Origin of the sequence: Spirosoma sp. SC4-14 (assembly GCF_037201965.1) — a bacterium.
Lineage (GTDB): Bacteria > Bacteroidota > Bacteroidia > Cytophagales > Spirosomataceae > Spirosoma.
Genome location: NZ_CP147518.1, coordinates 3986509 through 4005921, shown reverse-complemented (window position 1 = coordinate 4005921; position 19413 = coordinate 3986509). Strand labels below are relative to the sequence as shown.

The following is a 19413-nucleotide window of genomic DNA, read 5'->3' as shown; positions in this document are numbered from 1 at the left end:
TCGCTGCGGATTAAAAGCTACTCTAGTTGCACAATAATGCCTTCGTCGCCACCCAGACTGATGCTATCATTTACGAAGGAACCTTCCCATTCGAGCGGAGTTGCCAGCACTACCTTGCCCCTCAGCGAACTGTCTTTCGCTTTGAAATAACCGGGCCGGTGGCTCAGGTTTAACAGGATCAGGAAACGCGGATGGCCTTCCAACTGGCGGATATAAGCGATGAGCTGCGTGTCGGCATACACCGGCAGGTAGTCGCCTACCATCAGAGAGGGTTGCTGCTGCCGAAATTTAATGAGCCTCCTGTAGAACGAGAGAATGGAATAGGGATCTGTTAGTTGCAACTGCACATTGTCGCGACTGAAATTACGAGCCAGCCGCAGCCAGGGTTTTCCGCTCGAAAAGCCTGCATTGAGGGTATTATCCCACTGCATGGGTGTGCGGGCGGGGTCCCGGCTAAGGTTTTTGTCGGGCATGTTCAGTCCCTGAGGGTCCTGGACTTCATCAACAGGAATGGGAACGTCTCTCATGCCAATTTCATCGCCGTAGTAAATCGTTGGCGTGCCGCGAAGTGTTAAAAGCAATAGTGCCGCAATACGGGCCTGTTCTTTCCCAACCCGGCTGGTAATTCGGGGTTGATCGTGGTTACTGAGCACCCAGTTAGGCCAGCCCTGGGGCGGCAGCAAACCTTCATACTGGTCAATTGCCGAGGCAATCTGCCGGGCATCCCAGGGCAACAGCAACAACTGAAAATTGAACGGTAAATGGGCCCCTTTTCCGTCGATCCCGTAGTAGGCAACCAGTTGATGAATGGGTAAATAGATCTCGCCAATCAATAATCGATTGGTGTATGAATCGAGCACCTGCCGCATTTTCAGTACAATTTCATGCACTTCGGGCTGATCGGTGGAGTAGACCGGTAGCAGTTGCTCATAGGTAGCCATGTGCGGCTGATAGTCGGGATTGGGTGGATTATCGCGCAGGTTCTCATCCTTGATCATGTGCCACATCACATCGACCCGGAACCCGTCAACGCCTTTGTCGAGCCAGAAACGCATCACATTAAGCATGGCTTCCTGCACTTGAGGGTTGCGCCAGTTCAGGTCGGGTTGTTCTTTCAGAAACGCGTGATAATAATACTGCTGGGTTGGTTCGTCCCATTCCCAGGCTGTTCCACCGAACACACTGAGCCAGTTATTGGGTTCTCCGCCGTCGGGAAGGCGGTCGTGCCAGATATACCAGTCCCGTTTCGGATTATCGCGCGACGATCGGGACTCCAGAAACCAGGGATGCTGATCGGAGGTGTGATTGGGCACCAGATCCAGAATAAGTTTCATGCCCCGGTCATGAACGGCCGTAATTAATGCATCGAAATCCTGTAGTGAGCCAAAAAGGGGGTGTATGCCCTGGTAGTCAGAAATGTCGTACCCGAAATCGGCCATTGGAGAGGGATAAATGGGCGAAAGCCAGACCGCACTCACCCCAAGCTGCTGTAGATAATCGAGTCGGTGTAAAATGCCCTGTAAATCGCCGATGCCATCGCCGTTGCTATCCTGAAACGATCGGGGATAAATTTGATAAATAACCTCTTTCTGCCACCAAAGATACTGTTGTTGGTTGTCTGCCATGATTTGTTGGGTTTCCTTCGTGTGTAGATCTGGCAACTTGTAAAGCCTGAAGGGAGTAGTCTTACGATCTCAATTCAGATACAAATTGCTGGCTGATTGGTAGATCAACTTATAAAACGGCCAGCAACAAGCTTGGTTTGGGGTCGACGCTTAAAATAATGGTATGGTCCTGACATAGCTGGGCAAAATAGTTATGTCAGGACATAGGAACGGATTGCCGAAAATGGGAGATTAACTGACGACTGGGAGTGCCCGTTTGTGGGTCAGGTTGATAGACAATACCTGAAATGGTTACTGTATCGATCAATAGAAAAGGAGACGATAGCAGTGGGCGGGGACCATTAGTCTCAGGCTAACCAGATTGTTGGCAACCCGACGTTTGTCCCAAGAAGCGGATCGGTGGAGGGAATAGGCAATGCAGCTATGTTTTTATCGACTTGAGGGCGCTCTCCCGGTTGCCCGCGGTTTAAATCCCAGTCACGACCTTCGGGGTAGGCTCCAACGACACCCAGATTGATGCTTTCCAGCTTTTTATGCCCAACTCCGGCCGGAATAATCAGGATGTCGCCCGCCTGAACGGACACTTTTTCTCCCTTCTCACCACCCAACTGAAGTAGTGCCGAGCCTGAGTAGATACCCAGCACTTCGTGGGAGGTGCTATGATAATGATGAAAGGGATAAATGCCGTTTCGCCAGGAGTTTGTCCAGTTGTTATTGGCAAATTTCGTTTCCAGCCACCTGGCTCCTTCATTGTTGCGGGCCGCAAAGGCGTTGCTGTAGCGGAGCAGTGGAAATTTGCTGTTCGGAATTATGCCATCGTCTTTGAAATAGAACAGGTCTGGTTTCATGGATTGAACGATTGGTAGGGCAGCCTTCACGGTCAATAAGCCCAATACCGAAAGAAATGTTTTTCGCTCCATATCGTAAAGCAACCTGAAATGTTTATATAAGCTTTTGGTTTTCAATTAGATAGTCGATGGTCAGGGGTGCTTACTTTATTTGTTCCCGCTCAGTTAGTTGGGTCTAGCTCGTGGGTTAGGCGATCGGGATTGAAATGGCCTTCGTTGTTTCCAGAATAGAGCGTGCTTTGTTGGGCCAGTGAAGTTGATAGAGGCCAACACAACCAGTGTCAGGGCTTTTGGGCTAGCTTACCTCATACGGCGCTTCGATGGCTTTTACTGCTTTCTGTTTTTCGGTACCGTACTACATTCCGCCACCAGCCGCCCGGGCACCAACGGTAATTCTGAAATGATGAGATTAGAATTACCGGATTTCTGATAGTATATAGATTAATTTAAAACGTAAGCTGTATCTTTAGGATACAAAAGCCCCCGTTTACTGACCATACATACAGTGGCCAGCACAAAGAAACGCCCCAATTCTGTGTGGGTCAATATCTTTAGTTTTTGTGAGTTACTCCTAAATAAATTAGTACAACTATGAGGAAATTAAGCTCCACGAATTATGTTAATCAGACATTTCTCGAAGAAAAATGTACACTTAACGAGCTTATTCACCTATTGAGCAAACGCTGGCTGACCGAGGTGCTGTTTAGCATAGAAGAAGGTAATAATCGGTTTTCGAGTTTGAAAGAAGATTTAAAACTGATCAGCGATAATATTCTGGCCGATCGCTTACGCCTGCTCGAACAGCATAAACTAATTGTTCGGAATGATAATTTTCGGGAAGTTCCGGCCCGCGTCGAATATGCGCTGACGACTACAGGGGAGAAACTTAGTGAAATGCTGGACGTTATGTGTAAGTTCTCGGAGAATGAAATGGAGTTTCCGGCATAAGGCTTCTGGTTCATGGCCTATGCTCAACGGTACTGAAAGAGCTCGTGCTGCCAGCCGGTTCTAACTAAGAAAATTGTGAGTAAAGCCATGAAAAATTGGCTTCAGTTGTAATGGATGGAGTTTCTAGTTTTGTAGGACGAATAAAATTAGAAATGTCGAATTGATGAAGCGTGTATCAAAAATTGCCCTGGTTTGCCTGCTGTGTTTTGTTCAGGTATCTTTTCTGTTGGCTTCTGCCCCTACCGCCAGTCGTGAGTTTTATGAACTGAAAGTATATCATTTAAAATCCGACGCTCAGGAAGCAACGGTCGATAATTTTCTGGAAAAAGCCTATTTGCCTGCCCTGCACCGGGCCGGGATAGCAAAAGTGGGCGTATTTAAACCCCGCTCAGATGCTAATTCAACAACCGAAAAACTGATTTACGTATTCATCCCTTTTCGGTCGAGCGACGATTTTTTCAAGCTGGAGCAGAAACTGGCCAGTGACAAAACCTACCAGAACGATGGCAAAGAGTATCTGGATGCTGTTTATACCAATCCACCTTTCGAACGTATCGAAACTATTCTGCTGAATGCGTTTGAAAAAGCACCGCATTATACGTTGCCGGAATTAACATCGCCCAAAAAGGACCGTGTTTATGAATTGCGCAGTTACGAAAGCCACACGGAGAAGATTTCGAAGAACAAAATAGACATGTTCAACAAAGGCGATGAAGTAGGCTTATTTAAGCGGCTGGGTTTCAATGCTGTTTTTTATGCTGAAGTAGTTGCTGGTAGCCGGATGCCTAATCTGATGTATCTCACCACCTTCGATAATAAAACCTCGCGCGATCAGCACTGGGATGCCTTTGGTAAAGACGATTACTGGAAAAAACTGTCGGCTATGCCGCAGTATCAGAAGAACGTATCGCGCAACGATATGCGCTTCCTGTATCCAACCGACTATTCGGATATTTGAGAAAGGCTCAATAAGGTCAACCTGAAAGAGAATCCCTAACTGGTCTACCAGTTAGGGATTCTTTTTTAGTAAATTCGTATCGCTTAGCCAGTCGGCCATGCGTTGTGGCCAGGTGTTGATGGATTTAAGCTTCGAGCGGTCGCCCATGTTGAAACCGTGTTTTCCCTGCGTATAGATATGCACTTCGACGGGCACTTTGGCCGCGCGATATTGCTGAAGCAGCGTAACAACTGGTCCTGAACAGCAGGCGTCATCGTTGGCAGCCAGCATGAAAGCGGGCGGAGCATCGGCCGGAACCGTTTCCGGTACGGTCAACGGGCCGGGGTATATCAGCATCAGAAAATCAGGCTTGCCGTTTAGCCGGTCAATTGGGTCGGGGGCGTCGGCCAGGCCTTTGCCGGGCGAAAAAGCGACCATGCCAACCACTTCGCCACCTGCCGAAAAACCCAGCATACCCACCCGATTGGAATCGATACCAAATTCTTTTGCCTTACTTCTGACAAGGCGCATGGCCCGGTAGGCATCCTGGCGGGGATGCTTATCGAGCGAATAGGGTGAGTTTTCTTCTCGGGCCAGTCGATATTTCAACACAAACGCGGCAATACCAAGGCTATTCAGAAACTCGGCGGGCTGGCGCCCCTCGGCATTAAAAACCAGTTCGCGGTGACCGCCCCCCGGACAAATGACCACCGCTGCGCCCGTCGCTTTCTCTTTAGGGGGCAGATAGACTGTTAGCGTCGGGTTGTTGATATGACGAACCCAATATTCTTTAGCCTGTTCGGGTTCATTGCGCCGATCTTCAAAACCAGGGGCGCCGTTTGGCCAAAGCGAGATAATTTCTGGTGTATGTTGTGCGAAAGCCGTTGGTATATAGCCAATTAACTGAGCAAGGGCAATCAGATGGCAAACTAGCAGGTGTTTTCTCATGAGCAGGCTACGGCGTTAACGCCAACGGCTAACAAGGGTCAGAAAGTAAGTTTGGCCAGGTAATCGAAGTCATATTTGGCGCTTTCGAGAGCCGTTTTCGGGTATTCTTCCTGTTCGACAAAGAAGTATTTTACACCTGCCTTGTTCATGTTCTGGAGCATCTGCTTCACGTTGATCTGGCCTTTTCCGAACTCGGTGCTTTCTTTTTTAGTCTTGTCCATGTCTTTGAGGTGCCAGAGCGGAAAACGGCCCGGATATTTTTTGAAATAGGCCAGCGGGTCGTTGCCTGTCAGGATAGCCCACCCCAAATCCATCTCCATTTTAACCAGATTTGGGTCCGTACGGTCCAGCAGAATGTCGTACAAAGGTTTGCCATTTACTTTGTCGAATTCATACTCGTGGTTGTGGTAGCCGAATACCAGCTTTGCTTTCTTGCAGGCTTCGGCGGCTTTGTTGAACGTATCGGCACAACGCTGATAGTTAGAAACCGTTTGCCCTTCTGAGGGGAGCGACGAACAGACCAGGTATGACTGACCGGCTTCGGCGGCCATGTCGATAGAACGCTCCCAGTCTTTGTCGATATGGACGTGTCCACTCCGAACGGTCATACCCAGGTCATGGGCAATTTTTTTGATTTCTTTGGGTTGTAAACCATAAAAATTACCTTTGGCACTTCGGGCCGATTCGAGTTCCCTGTAGCCAATCTGAGCCAGTTTTTTCAGCGTTCCGGCAGCATCTTCCAGCATTTCTTTCCGAACCGTATACAACTGAATCCCCACATCGTTCACTTTTTCAGCGTTTGCCAGATTCGGCGTTAACAGAGTTCCTGCCGCCAGCGAACCTGCAGTTTTCAAAAAGGTACGTCTTGTTTGCATAATTTAAAAATAGAGAAAATAGTCATTTGACTTTGGCGCCATTTGCTAATTCTATGGACAAATTACGCTATTTCGGACTAATATCGGCAGGGCTGATGACGCTTACATCCGAATTGCTGACAAACGCAATTCGTTTGCTATCGGGCGACCACGAGGGTGTGTTGATTGAGCCTTGTCCGCCGTATAAATAGGCAATTACTTTAGGCTGACCACCCGTAGCAGGCATCAGCCGGAGGTAAACATGCTTATAGGGAGGATGATCGCCGGGGGCTACTTCATCTTTGAGGAACGACAAAAACACAATCCATTTTCCATCGGGCGAAATATGGGCGAACCAGTCATGAAATTCGCCACTGGTGACGGCTTCCTGCTGGCTGCCATCGGGTTTCATTCGCCAGATTTGCATGGTGCCTGTCCGGTTCGAATTAAAATAGATGTACTTGCCATCGGGCGAATATTCGGGGCCATCGTCGAGGCCTTTGGTGTCGGTCAGGCGAATTTCGGGGCCGCCCGTTGCCGGTATCTTATACACATCGAATTCGTTATTTCGTGATCCGCAGAATACCAGATCGTTGCCATCGGGCGACCAACCGTGCAGATACGATGGGCCTTTGGGGGTAATTTGCTTTGGCGTTCCACCCGATGCGGGTACCGTATAAATGATCGATCCGCCAAGGTCGCGGACACCGCTGCTGAGGCCAAGAGTTTTACCATCAAAAGCCAGGACATGGTCGTTGTTGTTATTTTTTACATCGCCCGTATTGAGCACACTCGTTTTTCGACTGGCCAGATTAAATGTGTACATCAGGCCTTCACTGTTATAGATCAGCGTTTTGTTGTCGCGGGTCCAGTTAGGGGCCTGAATGGAATTGGGGGCCGTAAAAATAACCTCGCGTTTGCCACTGGCGATATCCAGTAACTCAAGGCGGCTCCCCAGCTTCATTTGACCGGTGGGGGCATTGGCTGCAACGGGTACCGTGATTCGAACATCCTGGAAAACAGCTTGTTCAACCACATCTTTATTATGGGCACTCACAAACAAGCCAACATACACCTCATTGCCTAAATCAATGTCTGTAATCTCCCGCACCTGAAAGGGTTCGCCAAAGTTGGCGGCTCGTAGCGTGAAGGTGTTACCATGCCGTTCGAGCTGGATGATGTCTGCCCCTGAAAGGCTCGAACGATTTTCTTCGGTTATGGCTCCGGCACTCCGGCGATACTGTAACGAGGTCAGCCCGTCGCCATGAATGGCTACACTCACCTGGGGCGATTGGGCATCCAGGCTGGTGCGGGCCATCCAGCCTATTTTGCGGTGCGGGTCAGTGCCTTTGCCGAGCAGGTGTCCGCGAGTGTAAAGAATGAAATCGCCTTTCATCCGTTTCCAGACGAAATGAAATTCGTCGTTTGTGCCCCAGATGTTGGTGCCTGATCCTTGTATGCTATATTCCTGACGAACAGGGTTATACGTGCAGGAGCCTGCATGAAGTACATGGCCAACATCTGACTGGCCATCAAATACGCCAATGGCTTTCTGTTGTGCCCAAACCGACTGACTTAGCGCCGTCAGGACCGCAATATGAGCGAACAGGCACCGGATGTTGTAGTACATATCCATAGTACGTTAAGGGGAGTTGTTAGTTGCCAGAGAGGAGCCCGGCCGGTAACTGATCAATGGAACGAACCTGAATGTTTCGATAAAAGATTTCGGCCCCTTCTGATTGTAATTGAATTTTTCCTTTTGTGAGGGGTTCCGGCTGGCCGTTTACCAGACGACGGGCGTGGGCAACCATCAGGTTTACCGTGCCATTCATGACGTGCAGGCAGGTGTCGCCCACGCAATACAACTCAACAACATTCCATTGTCCCGATGGTTTTTCAGTATCAGGGTATTTAAGGCATGACCGGCCGATGGGCGTTTTGTCCTGAAATGTAAGAAGCGGACTTCCGGGACGGTAGACGTATTTTCCGTTGTCGTTTTTAACAGCCGGAATGTCGGCCAGTACATTCATAACGCCCCAGTAGTCGCCACAATCACCTTCCTGAATCTGAAATTCGAAGGATTCCATCCAGAGCATTGGCGTACCATGCGCACCTACGCTATGATACAACAGGCCACTATCGCGAGGTTGGCCGAGTTTGGGAGGCCATTGTTTGGTGCCCCATTTGAATTCCAGACGAAGATGATAGTTTTCAAAATCGGCGAGGGTATTGATACCGCCAAAAGTTTCACCTGAAATGCGGAGGGCCGGTTTTCCATCGATCGATACGACCGAAAACACGTGGTTGGGGTCGTTGTTTAGTCCAAGCGGTGCGACTTTATTGCCTGGGTTATCCTTCGAATATGGGCGGTCGAGATACGTTTCCCAACCGGTCAAATCTTTCCCATTAAATAAAGAGTGCCATTTTTTACCGGTTTGTGCCTGAAGCGACGATGCGGCAAGAAGACTGAAGCCAAGGAAAAGAAGCAGCAATTTCATAGGAAGGGGCGTTAACTCAGCCAGCACATAACAGCCTGAGGTAATGTCGACAGCGGTTTTGCGATTACCGTCGGTTACCTACGGTAATGTTGCGAAACTAAACAACTTCTTTAAGGAATGTTTCGGTCAACTTTTTATACGATTACTCACAATTTTCTAAGTTCGTTTTTCCCACGTGCCCATAGGCGCTGCAACGGCCCACCCGGAATCTGCCGATGACTGAGCGTTCAATAACGCCTATTCACTCTTGAGGACCTTTACCGGATTGCTTTTCGCTGCCTTCATCGTTTGCGACCCAATCATAAGGAAGGCAATCAACAATACGGCCAGCAGCCCCACAAACAACTCAGCAACCTGCACGGGTGTGTGATACGGAAACCGGGTAAGCACAACGTTTTCGAAGAAAAGGTAGGTTACGGGCAGCGCGATGAGTGCTGAAATCGACAACTGTAGGAGAAAACCGCGGCTCAATAAGTAAACAAGGTTGCCTGGGCTTGCCCCCATCACTTTGCGGATGCTGATTTCCTTCAGCCTGGTTTCAGTTGTATAGGCCACCATACCGAACAAGCCCATCGATGCAATCGAAATGGCCAGGAAAGAAAGGAAGCCAATAATCTTGATCATGGCAGAAAATTCACTGTAGGCTTCTTCTATGGCTTCCTCATAGAACTTAGCCTGAAAGGGATGAACACGATCAATCTTCTTCCAGGCCGACTCAATGCTGGCCATCGTGGACAGCATGTCTTTGCTTTGTAGTTTGGCATTGATGATTGCCCTGTCATCGGGCGTCCAGAACATGAAGGCGACCGGCTCGATGAGGTTGTCGACCTTGCCATAATGAAAGTCTTTCATTACGCCAACAATGGTCATTTTACGGTCATGTACTTTGAAATTACTGAAAGTGATCTCCTGCCCAATTGCTTTCTCGGGGTGGTTGGCAGCGATGTTAAATCGTTTTAAGAACTGTTGATTAACAATCACTTCCGTGGCTGCTTCGGCTGTAGTGGGTCGTGCCATAAAATTGCCCCCGGCAATGAGCTTGTATTCATGTACTGCCAAATAGTTTTCGTCGACGTTGTTCGTCATGACCAGCGCAGAGTCGCGCGAATCGTTGTATTTCATAAAGCCACCCCAGGCATTTCCCACACTGGTGATGATTAACGACCGCGATAGGGCCGTTACGTCGGGCATCTCGCTCAGTTCCTTCAGCAGCGCATCAGGTTTGTTGCCCTGCATATTGATGTTGAGGATGTTTTCGGTGTTGAATCCCAGGTCGAAGGCGAGAATGTTTTTATACTGCACATAACCAATGGCGGTTGTGGTTATGAAGATCAGCGTGAGCGTATACTGAATCACTACCAGGGAGCGTCGGAGTGTTGCGTAGTTGAATACATTCCCCAACCGATACGTCGATGATACGGCCGGTCTGCCAGCGTGGTTCCGGGCGAATACATTCCTGAGGGCATTGATTGCGCTGACTTTCGAAAAGAATAGGGCAGGCATCAGTCCGGCAATAACCCCCACCGTGACAGAAAAGGCAATGAAAGTTAGAACCATAGCTGGCGTAAGCTCTAGCTTTACTGTGCGTTGCATCTCTGGAGCCAGGTTGATCAGTTGTGGCCGCAGTACCAGAAACAGGAGAAAAGAAAGAAAAAGGGCTGCCAGAGAAATCATGATTGCCTCTATCAGAAACTGTTGCCATATCTGGCTTTTTCCGGCACCGATTGCTTTGCGAAGACCTACTTCCTTAAAACGGCGCATGGCGCGTGCCATCGACAGGTTGGTGTAGTTGAAACACGCAGACAGTATAACAATAAGTGCAAGCCCACCGAGTATCCAAAGCACAACCGGCGGCATGTGAGGGCCCACCGAGCCCGGCCCGCCTTCAGAACGCCGGAGATTCTCTCCAACTACAATTTTATATAAAGGAAGTAGTTCAAGCTGAATCTGCGTGTTTTCTTCGGTGCGGTTTTCTTCCCTGGCCAGGGCATCGAGCTGCAACTGAATTGAAGCCAGGTTGGCATTCTCCGGCAACAGGAGATACACGTAGTTCGACGACATGCTGCTCCATTTGTCGAAAGTAGTATTGTTTCTGTTAAGTTGCTCGGCTGTCGACAGCGATACCAATGCTTCGAAGTTGATGTGCGAAAAGAAAGGAACGTCCTTCATAACACCGGTTACCTGATAATCGAGCGTATCGAACTTGATCACCTTGCCCAACGCATCCGCACTGCCGAATAGCTTTTTTGCTGCCGTTTCCGTAAGAACGATCGAGTAAGGATCTTTCAGGGCCGTTTCGGGGTTGCCTTCCAGCATCGGGAATGTAAAGATCCTGAAGAATGACGGTTCTGTCCAGAATCCCTTGATGGGGAGAACGTTGTCGCCAACCTTCGCGTCCTGCGAGAAGTCGTTGCGTAGAATAGCTACTTCCCCACCTGCGTTTTGGCCAATGCCCGTTACTTTCTGTCGGATAAGCTTGCCGGCCGTTATGGAAGTGGTAGCAAACTTGCCGATGGGCCGCGTTCGGCCGGGCCGCGTTCGGCTTTTTTCTTGATTGGCAGTCAATACGCTGGTGATGCGATAGATCCGCTCCCCATTTTGGTGGAATCTGTCGTACGAACACAGGTCGAACACGAACGCGATTAGTAGTAAGCCAACGGACATACTGATGGCAAGGCCAACAATATTGATAGCTGAGAACAGTTTGTTGCGCAATAAGTTGCGTCTCGATGTTTTGATGTAGCTGCCGATCATGATCCGATTTTGGTCTATGTGCCGTATTCTGAAGAACTTGAAAGCATTGCTGCGATAGCGCTACTTCCCGCAATGCTTCCCGATGATGGGGCATACCGCTCGACGTGTTCACTTCGAATACATGAGTAACCTGTTGCAAGTATACCCGACAAGTATAGACACAATGAAAAAATGGGGTGAAATCGGCTAAAAATGGGACGAAAGACGGATACTATTTCCGCGCGTCCGATGAGTCGGTATGCATGTCACCATTCATTAACACTGCCCGACTGTTGGTTGATCCAGGCCAGTAATTCGTCGGCTTCCTGTTTCTGGAAAAGATGCGTGCCGGAGTTCTGCGTTGCCGCAGTGCCACAGGCCACTCCCAACCGAGCCGCTTCGCTCAGACTTTTGCCCTGACCGAGCGCATAAACCATGCCGCCAACCAGGCTGTCGCCGGCACCAACCGTACTGATTGTCTTCACAATAGGAGCGGGGATGTATTCGTGCAGGTCGTTGGTAACGAGCAACGCTCCGCGTGGACCTAGTGATACCACCACCACTTCACACCACCGGGCCTGAATCAGCTCCCGTGCTGCCAGAGATACCTGTTTGCCTTCGAGCCGTTCTTTCCCGACCAGGCGGGCCAGTTCGCCCAGATTCGGCTTTGTCAGAAAGACTCCACACTGAAGGGCTGATTGTAGTGGTTTGCCGCTGGTATCGATAATAACCTTTATGCCCTGTGCTTTGGCCTGTCGGGTAATAAGGCCATAAAAATCGGTGGGCAGGCCGGGAGGCAAACTCCCGCTGATGACCAGATAATCGGTGGAGGCCGGGAGTTTGCTCAGGGCGGTCAGGCAGCTTTCGGCTTCCATAGGTGTGATTTCGGGACCTGGTGTGCCAAACCGGAACTGAAGGTTGGTTGAAGTCTCGGTGACGACAAAGCTCTCGCGGGTCATGCCGTCGATGTGGATGAGTTGATAGGAAAGGGCTTCGGTATCGACCAGCTTTTGTAGAGTAAGGCCGTTGGGGCCTCCTGCCGTAAACAGTGCCAGCGAATGACCACCCAGCCGGTGTATGGCTTTTGAAACGTTGATACCGCCACCGCCCGCATCGTATTGTGGCTGGGCACAGTGTAATTTGTGAGTAGGAACCAGTCGATCAACGTTGGTGCTGACGTCTACGGCTGGATTGAGAGTAAGCGTTACGATCATGATAGTCGTGGGCGAATGGGGTTCTGTAGAATGCAGTAGTCTACTAGACGGCAAAAATGAGAAATAGTCAAAACGAATTTCCTGACTGGCGTTAGATTGGGGTCTGATTTTCGACAATTCCGACCTGCCTATCGTTACTTGTTCAGTAGAGAAACCCGAACGCCCGCCTTTGTTCGGTAGCCGACCTGATACACACTTAAAAACGCAGGTGGTTCAAAAGTCGAGAGCCAATTTATGGAAAACGAACTTGCAAAGTCCCGTTGGTACCGCTTATTACCCATTGCTTTTATAACCTACAGCCTTGCCTATCTTGACCGGGCCAATTTCGGGTTTGGTGCTGCCAGTGGCATGGGCGACGATCTGCAAATCAATCCGGCCATGTCGTCGCTGCTAAGTTCCCTTTTTTTTCTGGGTTATTTTTTCTTTCAGGTGCCGGGTGCCATTTATGCCCAAAAGCGGAGTGCCAAACGACTGGTGTTCTGGTCGCTGATTTTGTGGGGCGGACTGGCCATGGCAACGGGCATCATCAGTAATATAAATGCTCTCATTGTAATTCGGTTTCTGCTGGGTGTGGTCGAGAGTGCCGTTATGCCAGCTATGCTATTGTTTTTAAGCCGTTGGTTTACCAAAGCCGAACGGTCGCAGGCCAATACCTATCTGATTCTTGGCAATCCGGTCACCATTCTCTGGATGTCGGTACTATCGGGTTATTTGATTCAGGCGGTGGGTTGGCGATGGATGTTTATTCTGGAAGGCCTGCCCGCTATTGTCTGGGCTTATTTCTGGTGGCGGCTGGTCGACGATAAACCGCAGGATGCCCACTGGTTAACGCCCGATGAGAAACAGGCGTTGACCCGGCAACTGGAGCGCGAACAACAGGGAATCAGGCCAGTAAGAAACTACGGCGAAGCTTTTCGGTCGAAGGTAGTACTGCTGCTTAGTTTTCAGTATGCGCTGTGGAGTATTGGCGTATACGGCTTTGTGATGTGGCTACCTTCCATTCTGAAAGCTGCGCCCGATATGGATATTGTTAAAACGGGATGGCTATCGGCAGTGCCCTATGTGCTGGCGATTATCGGGATGGTTAGTGTGTCGTATTATTCGGATAAATCTCAGCAACGGAAAATTTTTGTATGGCCCTTTCTGGTTGTAGGTGCGTTGGCGTTTTATGGGTCATACCTGGTAGGCCCGTCTAGTTTCTGGTTGTCGTTTATCCTGCTGATTGTTGCCGGAGGGGCCATGTATGCTCCCTATGGCCCTTTTTTTGCAATTATCCCCGAAGTGTTACCGCAGAATGTAGCCGGAGGAGCCATGGCCCTGATCAACAGCTTCGGTGCGCTGGGTTCCTTTATTGGCGCCTACATTGTCGGGTATTTAAATGGGAGTACGGGCGGCTTCGGTGCGTCCTATCTGTTCATGGCAGCTTCCCTGTTGCTATCGGCCATTTTAACACTACTCGCTTTAAAAAAGACAACTCCTGCTGCCGTTGTGGAGCCAGGAAAAGTAAAGGCGTCTTAAAAAAACAGGTGATTTGTGAAAAAAACGTGTGTGAGAGATACATGCAATCGGTTAGAGGGCCTATCAAGCGAGATGGCTATGGATTGAATTGATAAAGCTACAAAAGAAAAAACGGCCCCAATTCTCTGGAAAGGGCCGTTTTTTGCTGGTATTTGAATACAACCTGAATTGAAAAAAGCAATGTTTTTGCTAATCTTCCGAATCAGCTAATGGGTCAAAATTGGTAAATAAAAAGATTTAATACAACTTTTTTGGTAAAAAAAGATTCGTTTCTTCTTTTTATTTAGCGAACAGACTTTTATCGGCTGCGATTGGATAAAACAGCTCATTCTTTGGCGGCAAAGAATCCGAACCTGACTGATCTGCAACGGCGGAGAGCATTTAGAATTGCAGTTATCGTGATGTTAGGTGTAAATTCCCCGAAATTTTGGATACATGAGTTGCTTATATGGGGTAACATATCTTTTTAGAGTATGGATTTTAGCTCTTCTGCTCATTGGAGCCAGCGTATTAAGTTGCAGTAAATCGAATGATATACCTTTCATTGTTCCGGACGAATCAACGATTATTCCGCCAACGCTGGTGAGCGTGCAGCCGACCGCATCGAATCGGGCCGAAATTATTATTAAGGCAGGTATTGAGTTTAATCCGCCCGATTGGCAACTCACTATGCTCGATACTACGGGGAAACCTGTTTTGATAAATGCCCGTTCGGTTAGCCAACTGGACTTATTCAATCTGATGCCCTATGAGGCCACTGGGTTGGTGGCCGGGCAGACCTATCGACTGCGATTCGCTTCTAAAAATGCCGGGGGCGATTCTATCTACGCCCAGCGTTCGTACCATCATCGACCCGATCAATCGTACTGGCTCCGGCTTCCGCACGCTCCGCTAGACGGAGGTGATTTTGCCGGAAGTGCATTAAGTACCGATAATATCCCCGATTCTGATAATGGACAGCTATCGCTTTGGCAGTTGAAACGGGACAATACGGTTCAGTCCTTAACTTATTTCGTTACATCGAAGAGCTGGTATCCCTTTACCCTTTCTTATTATTCTGGTCGACATGGCATTGTTCGGTTTAAATTACAGGCCGTTGAAGGGGTTGTTTACCAGATGTCTGGTTTGGGGTTTGTAATCAGTGAATTAGCACCCGGCCAGCGTCAGTATCTGAAAGATATGGTTACTCCTGATTTTGCCGGGCCCGATGGTGAAGTGCGCTGGTTTGCCATTCTCGACCGGGCCTATCAGCTCGTGGAGGGTGGGCCTTCGCAGATGTGGGTTCGGATGGGAACCTGGGATCAATACCGCGCGCCCGATCTGCCCGAGCCAACCGGCACACTGGCTACCTTTCGGATTGGAACAACGGGCTATGTAGTGAATCAACGACCAAATCAGGTAGCGCATTTGTGGGCTTTTGATACGAAAACGGAGCAGTGGACCCGAAAGGCTAATTTTCCGGGAGCTATCCGTAGCCGGGGTATTGGCTTTCAACTTAATGACAATGGGTATTTTGGCCTAGGAATAACCCCTGCGGAAGAAACGCTGCGGGACGTATGGCAGTATGACCCTGCCAGTGACCACTGGCACTATCTGACCGATTATCCGGGTGCGGCCAGTACCTATTTGGTAGTTAGTCAAGTACCAGGACATACCTATCTGGGTTGGGGATATGAACATCAGGCAACGGCTGCGGGTGGCATTCGGCTGATTGGCTGTACTGATTTTTGGGAATTTAAAGGCAATTGACCAATGCGACCAGTACTACGGGTAATTAAGCTGCATTGGTTAAGTTACGGCCTGTTGTTGCTGATATGGGGTTGTATCGACGAAGTTGGTTTGCCCATCCGTCAGATCGAACGACGGCTGGTGGTTGAGGGGCTTGTAACCAATGGTCCGTTTCCCTGGGTGCGGCTTACCTATACGGGGCCGTACAATTCAGCCAATCCAGCCCCGCCCGAACTGGTTATCAGCGACGCGCTCGTGGTTATCAGCGATGATCGGGGTAATAAAGTACGGTTGGTGCCCGACCCATTTGCGCCAGCTTATTATGGTGTAAATGATAGTAGCTTCATTGGTCAGGTTGGTCGTCTATATACATTGGCGGTGACGTTGCCAGACGGCAGTCGCTATGAATCGAAACCCGAATTATTGACACCAGTTCCAGCCCTTGATTTGCTACAGGCGCGGTTTCGAAAAGGGTTTAGCGAATTGGGACAGCCTGATTGGTATGATATTTTGGTCGATACGCAGGACCCGTCTATGCTTGGCAATTACTATCGGTGGTCGTCGATGGCGTATATTCCGCGCTGGACTAAATTTGATCCGAAGCATCCACCACTAACCCCGTTTGGCTATGATCGGTGTGCCTGTTCGTGTTGGGTTCCAATAATTGGACCACCCACCGATGTGCTCTCCGATGCGCTCATCAATGGCAACCGAATCAGTAATCGGGTTGTGTTTAGTGTACCGATTTATGCTGTGGGCCCATACTATGTACAGGTAAGACAATATTCAATAACGCGGGCGGCTTATCAGTACTGGAATCTCTATGAGCAGCAGCGAACGCGAACGGGTTCTTTGTTCGATCCGCAACCAGCCTCTATCGAGGGAAATGTGCGGGCCGTGTCCGATACGACAAAACTGGCGCTTGGTTTCTTTGGTGCTTCGGCGGTTAGCCAGCAGCGGCTCACAATACCAGGCGATACTATCAACTACGACAAGTTTCTGATCAGTGGAAAGCAGTTTATACCGCCTACTGGTGATTGTTTTACTAATTTCCCGCAACCAATTCTATCGCCACCGCAGGGATGGCCGCCCCGGTAATTGATGAATGATGAATGATGAATATGCGTCAAGTCTACCTTCGCCCTGTGCTTGTCTGTCTGCTGTTGCTGATGGTCTGTCCAAATTTGCTGGGCCAGGTTCGGTTTCGAATTTACGGTCGGGTGAACGATGGGGTAACCGGAAAACCCATCGGGAACGTGTCGATATACGATAAAAAGCAGGGAGCCGGAACCACAACCGATAGCACGGGAGCCTTCAGTATGCAGGTATTGCCCGGTCCGTATAACCTGACCTTTTCGGCAGTTGGGTATTACTCGCGGAGCCGCTTTCTGGAAATTAGCCAAAGCAATGTACGGATGGAGGTGGCCCTCAACCCCGATACACGCCAACTGGACGAAGTGAACGTAACGGGACGGGCACCTGATGCTAATGTATCGGCTACGCAGATGAGCGTGGTGCGGCTCGACATGAAAAACCTGCGCAACATTCCGGTCGTATTTGGCGAAGTCGATATTCTGAAAGCGTTGACACTACAGCCCGGTGTCAGTACAGTAGGAGAGGGAGCAGGCGGGTTCAATGTGCGCGGAGGTCGGACCGATCAGAATCTGGTTCTGCTGGATGGGGCTCCGTTGTTCAATACGAGCCATATGCTGGGTTTGTTGAGTAATCTCAATGCCGATGCCATTCAGGATGTGACACTCTATAAAGGCGGAATTCCGGCCGCATACGGTGGCCGTTTATCGTCGTTGTTGCTGATGAATACCAAAGCGGGCGAAACCGAGCGAATTACGGTAAATGGAGGAATCGGTTTATTGACCAGCCGGTTGCTGGTACAGGGGCCAGCGACCCAAAATAAAAAGCTGACATTTCTGGCAGGTGGTCGGATCGCCTATCCATCGTTCATTTTGGGACTATTTCCGGCACCAACCAATAAAGACCGCGCGTTTTTCTACGACCTGAACGGCCGACTGACCTACCGAATCAATGAAAACAGCCAGTTGTCGGCTACGGTCTATCGGAGTTATGATACCTTCAAATTTCCGCAGGATACGCTCTACACAACTCAATCGACGCTGTTTACTGCTCGCTGGAGCCAGCGATTGAACCCGCACCTTTCCTTTAATCTGAATAGTACCCAGAGTGATTATCGTTTTTTTCTGGATGGACTCACTTCGACCAATACCTATCGGTATCAGTCTGGTATTCGGCAACGCGACGCCCGCTTCGATTGGCTTTGGGCACCTGCTGCTGCCCACCGAATTGAGTTTGGTGGCTCATTAACTGGCTATCGGCTGCTTCCGGGAGCCATCAGCCCAACGGGTAACAACTCAAACATTATCAGCATAACCTTACCCTCCGAGCAGGCCCGCGAGTGGGCGGGCTACGTGTCGGAAGAGTGGACGCCTACGCGGGTGCTGTCGGTGCAGGCCGGGATTCGGTATGCGCAGTTTACCAATGTAGGGCCCGGTGTCGCCTATGCTTATGCTGAAGGACAGCCCCGCACGCGCGAGAGCATTACCGATACCCTGCATTTTGGTAGCGGCCAGCCACTGGCACAATACGCCGGGTGGGAACCCCGGCTGAGTCTACGTTTAACGCTTACGCCCTATAGCTCACTGAAGTTCAGCTATAACCGAACCCGCCAATATCTACACCTGATATCCAATACAACCGCTATTTCGCCGGTCGATTTCTGGAAAGTTAGCGATGCCCTGGTGCCTCCACAAGTGGCCGATCAATTTGCCGTTGGCTACTTCCATAACTTTACTGACAACACCTACGAAACCTCGGTTGAGGTATATCATAAAACCCTGCAAAATCTGGTCGAATACCGCAACGGAGCCACGTTGTTGCTCAATCAGACTCTCGATGCTGATCTGCTACGGGCCCAGGGACGAGCTTATGGCGTGGAAGTGAGCATTCAGAAAACACGCGGAGTATTGACAGGTCTGGTAGCGTATACCTATTCGCGGACACTGGCGCGGGTGCCGAGTCCATACGCCAGCGTACAAATCAATGGCGGTGACTGGTATCCATCAACCTTCGACCGGCCGCATAACCTGACCATTGCAACGCAGTGGAAATGGGGCCGGGGCTGGACGTTTGGGACCAATTTTGTGTATACCAGCGGTCGGCCAACTACCTATCCCGACGGAACGTATCGACTCAATGGCACTAAAGTGCTGGACTATTCGCAGCGCAACGCCGATCGGATTCCCGACTACCATCGGTTGGATGTGTCATTCACCAAAGACGGTCGCCGGACACCGGGGCAGCGTCGATACAGTAACTGGTCGTTTTCCTTTTACAATATGTATGCTCATAAAAACCCTTATTCCATTTATTTTCAGCGGATAAATACCACTACCAAAAGCTATCAGCTATCGGTTTTCGGCACCATCATTCCGTCGATCAGCTGGAATTTTAACTGGTAACGGCCGGTTAAGTGAAGAATACAACCTTTGCCAATAAATCGTTATCTTTGATCAAAGCCCATCAACGT

General features: G+C 49.7%; 14 protein-coding genes. 6 read left to right on the top strand and 8 right to left on the bottom strand.

What is annotated here, in order from left to right:
• Positions 1-17: 17 nt before the first annotated feature.
• Both WBJ53_RS16425 and WBJ53_RS16420 read right to left on the bottom strand, forming a co-directional pair.
• On the bottom strand, positions 18-1625 hold the full coding sequence (locus tag WBJ53_RS16425) for an alpha-amylase family glycosyl hydrolase (protein WP_338868025.1): 1608 nt from the start codon (positions 1623-1625) through the stop codon (positions 18-20).
• 347 nt (positions 1626-1972) lie between these two features.
• Positions 1973-2545: a cupin gene (locus tag WBJ53_RS16420; RefSeq protein ID WP_338868024.1), complete on the bottom strand. Its 573-nt coding sequence runs from the start codon at positions 2543-2545 to the stop codon at positions 1973-1975.
• Positions 2546-3064: 519 nt separating this feature from the next.
• Between WBJ53_RS16420 and WBJ53_RS16415 the strand changes: the two genes are divergently transcribed.
• Both WBJ53_RS16415 and WBJ53_RS16410 read left to right on the top strand, forming a co-directional pair.
• On the top strand, positions 3065-3421 hold the full coding sequence (locus tag WBJ53_RS16415) for a helix-turn-helix domain-containing protein (protein ID WP_338868022.1): 357 nt from the start codon (positions 3065-3067) through the stop codon (positions 3419-3421).
• 163 nt (positions 3422-3584) lie between these two features.
• On the top strand, positions 3585-4379 hold the full coding sequence (locus WBJ53_RS16410) for an NIPSNAP family protein (protein ID WP_338868020.1): 795 nt from the start codon (positions 3585-3587) through the stop codon (positions 4377-4379).
• 51 nt (positions 4380-4430) lie between these two features.
• Here the strand turns inward: WBJ53_RS16410 and WBJ53_RS16405 are convergent, their stop codons facing one another.
• The 6 genes from WBJ53_RS16405 to WBJ53_RS16380 form a co-directional block, all read right to left on the bottom strand.
• A complete protein-coding gene (locus WBJ53_RS16405) occupies positions 4431-5306 on the bottom strand; it encodes an alpha/beta hydrolase (protein ID WP_338868018.1) in 876 nt (291 codons plus the stop codon).
• 38 nt (positions 5307-5344) lie between these two features.
• Positions 5345-6181 (bottom strand): TIM barrel protein, encoded by an 837-nt coding sequence (locus tag WBJ53_RS16400; protein WP_338868016.1) that lies wholly within the window; start codon positions 6179-6181, stop codon positions 5345-5347.
• 67 nt (positions 6182-6248) lie between these two features.
• On the bottom strand, positions 6249-7796 hold the full coding sequence (locus WBJ53_RS16395; protein WP_338868014.1) for a biopolymer transporter TolR: 1548 nt from the start codon (positions 7794-7796) through the stop codon (positions 6249-6251).
• A 19-nt stretch (positions 7797-7815) separates the two neighbouring features.
• Complete coding sequence (locus tag WBJ53_RS16390; protein ID WP_338868012.1) at positions 7816-8658, bottom strand: DUF1080 domain-containing protein; 843 nt, start codon at positions 8656-8658, stop codon at positions 7816-7818.
• A 237-nt stretch (positions 8659-8895) separates the two neighbouring features.
• A complete protein-coding gene (locus WBJ53_RS16385; RefSeq protein ID WP_338868010.1) occupies positions 8896-11412 on the bottom strand; it encodes an ABC transporter permease in 2517 nt (838 codons plus the stop codon).
• 245 nt (positions 11413-11657) lie between these two features.
• On the bottom strand, positions 11658-12605 hold the full coding sequence (locus tag WBJ53_RS16380; protein WP_338868008.1) for a 1-phosphofructokinase family hexose kinase: 948 nt from the start codon (positions 12603-12605) through the stop codon (positions 11658-11660).
• A 234-nt stretch (positions 12606-12839) separates the two neighbouring features.
• Here WBJ53_RS16380 and WBJ53_RS16375 point away from each other — a divergent pair, with 234 nt between their 5' ends.
• The 4 genes from WBJ53_RS16375 to WBJ53_RS16360 all read left to right on the top strand — a co-directional run bounded on the left by WBJ53_RS16375 (position 12840) and on the right by WBJ53_RS16360 (position 19345).
• On the top strand, positions 12840-14123 hold the full coding sequence (locus WBJ53_RS16375) for an MFS transporter (protein WP_338868007.1): 1284 nt from the start codon (positions 12840-12842) through the stop codon (positions 14121-14123).
• Between the two features lie 435 nt (positions 14124-14558).
• Complete coding sequence (locus WBJ53_RS16370; RefSeq protein ID WP_338868006.1) at positions 14559-15872, top strand: hypothetical protein; 1314 nt, start codon at positions 14559-14561, stop codon at positions 15870-15872.
• A gap of 3 nt (positions 15873-15875) precedes the next feature.
• A complete protein-coding gene (locus WBJ53_RS16365) occupies positions 15876-16949 on the top strand; it encodes a DUF4249 domain-containing protein (RefSeq protein ID WP_338868004.1) in 1074 nt (357 codons plus the stop codon).
• Between the two features lie 23 nt (positions 16950-16972).
• Positions 16973-19345: a TonB-dependent receptor gene (locus WBJ53_RS16360; RefSeq protein ID WP_338868002.1), complete on the top strand. Its 2373-nt coding sequence runs from the start codon at positions 16973-16975 to the stop codon at positions 19343-19345.
• The last annotated feature ends 68 nt before the right edge of the window (positions 19346-19413 follow it).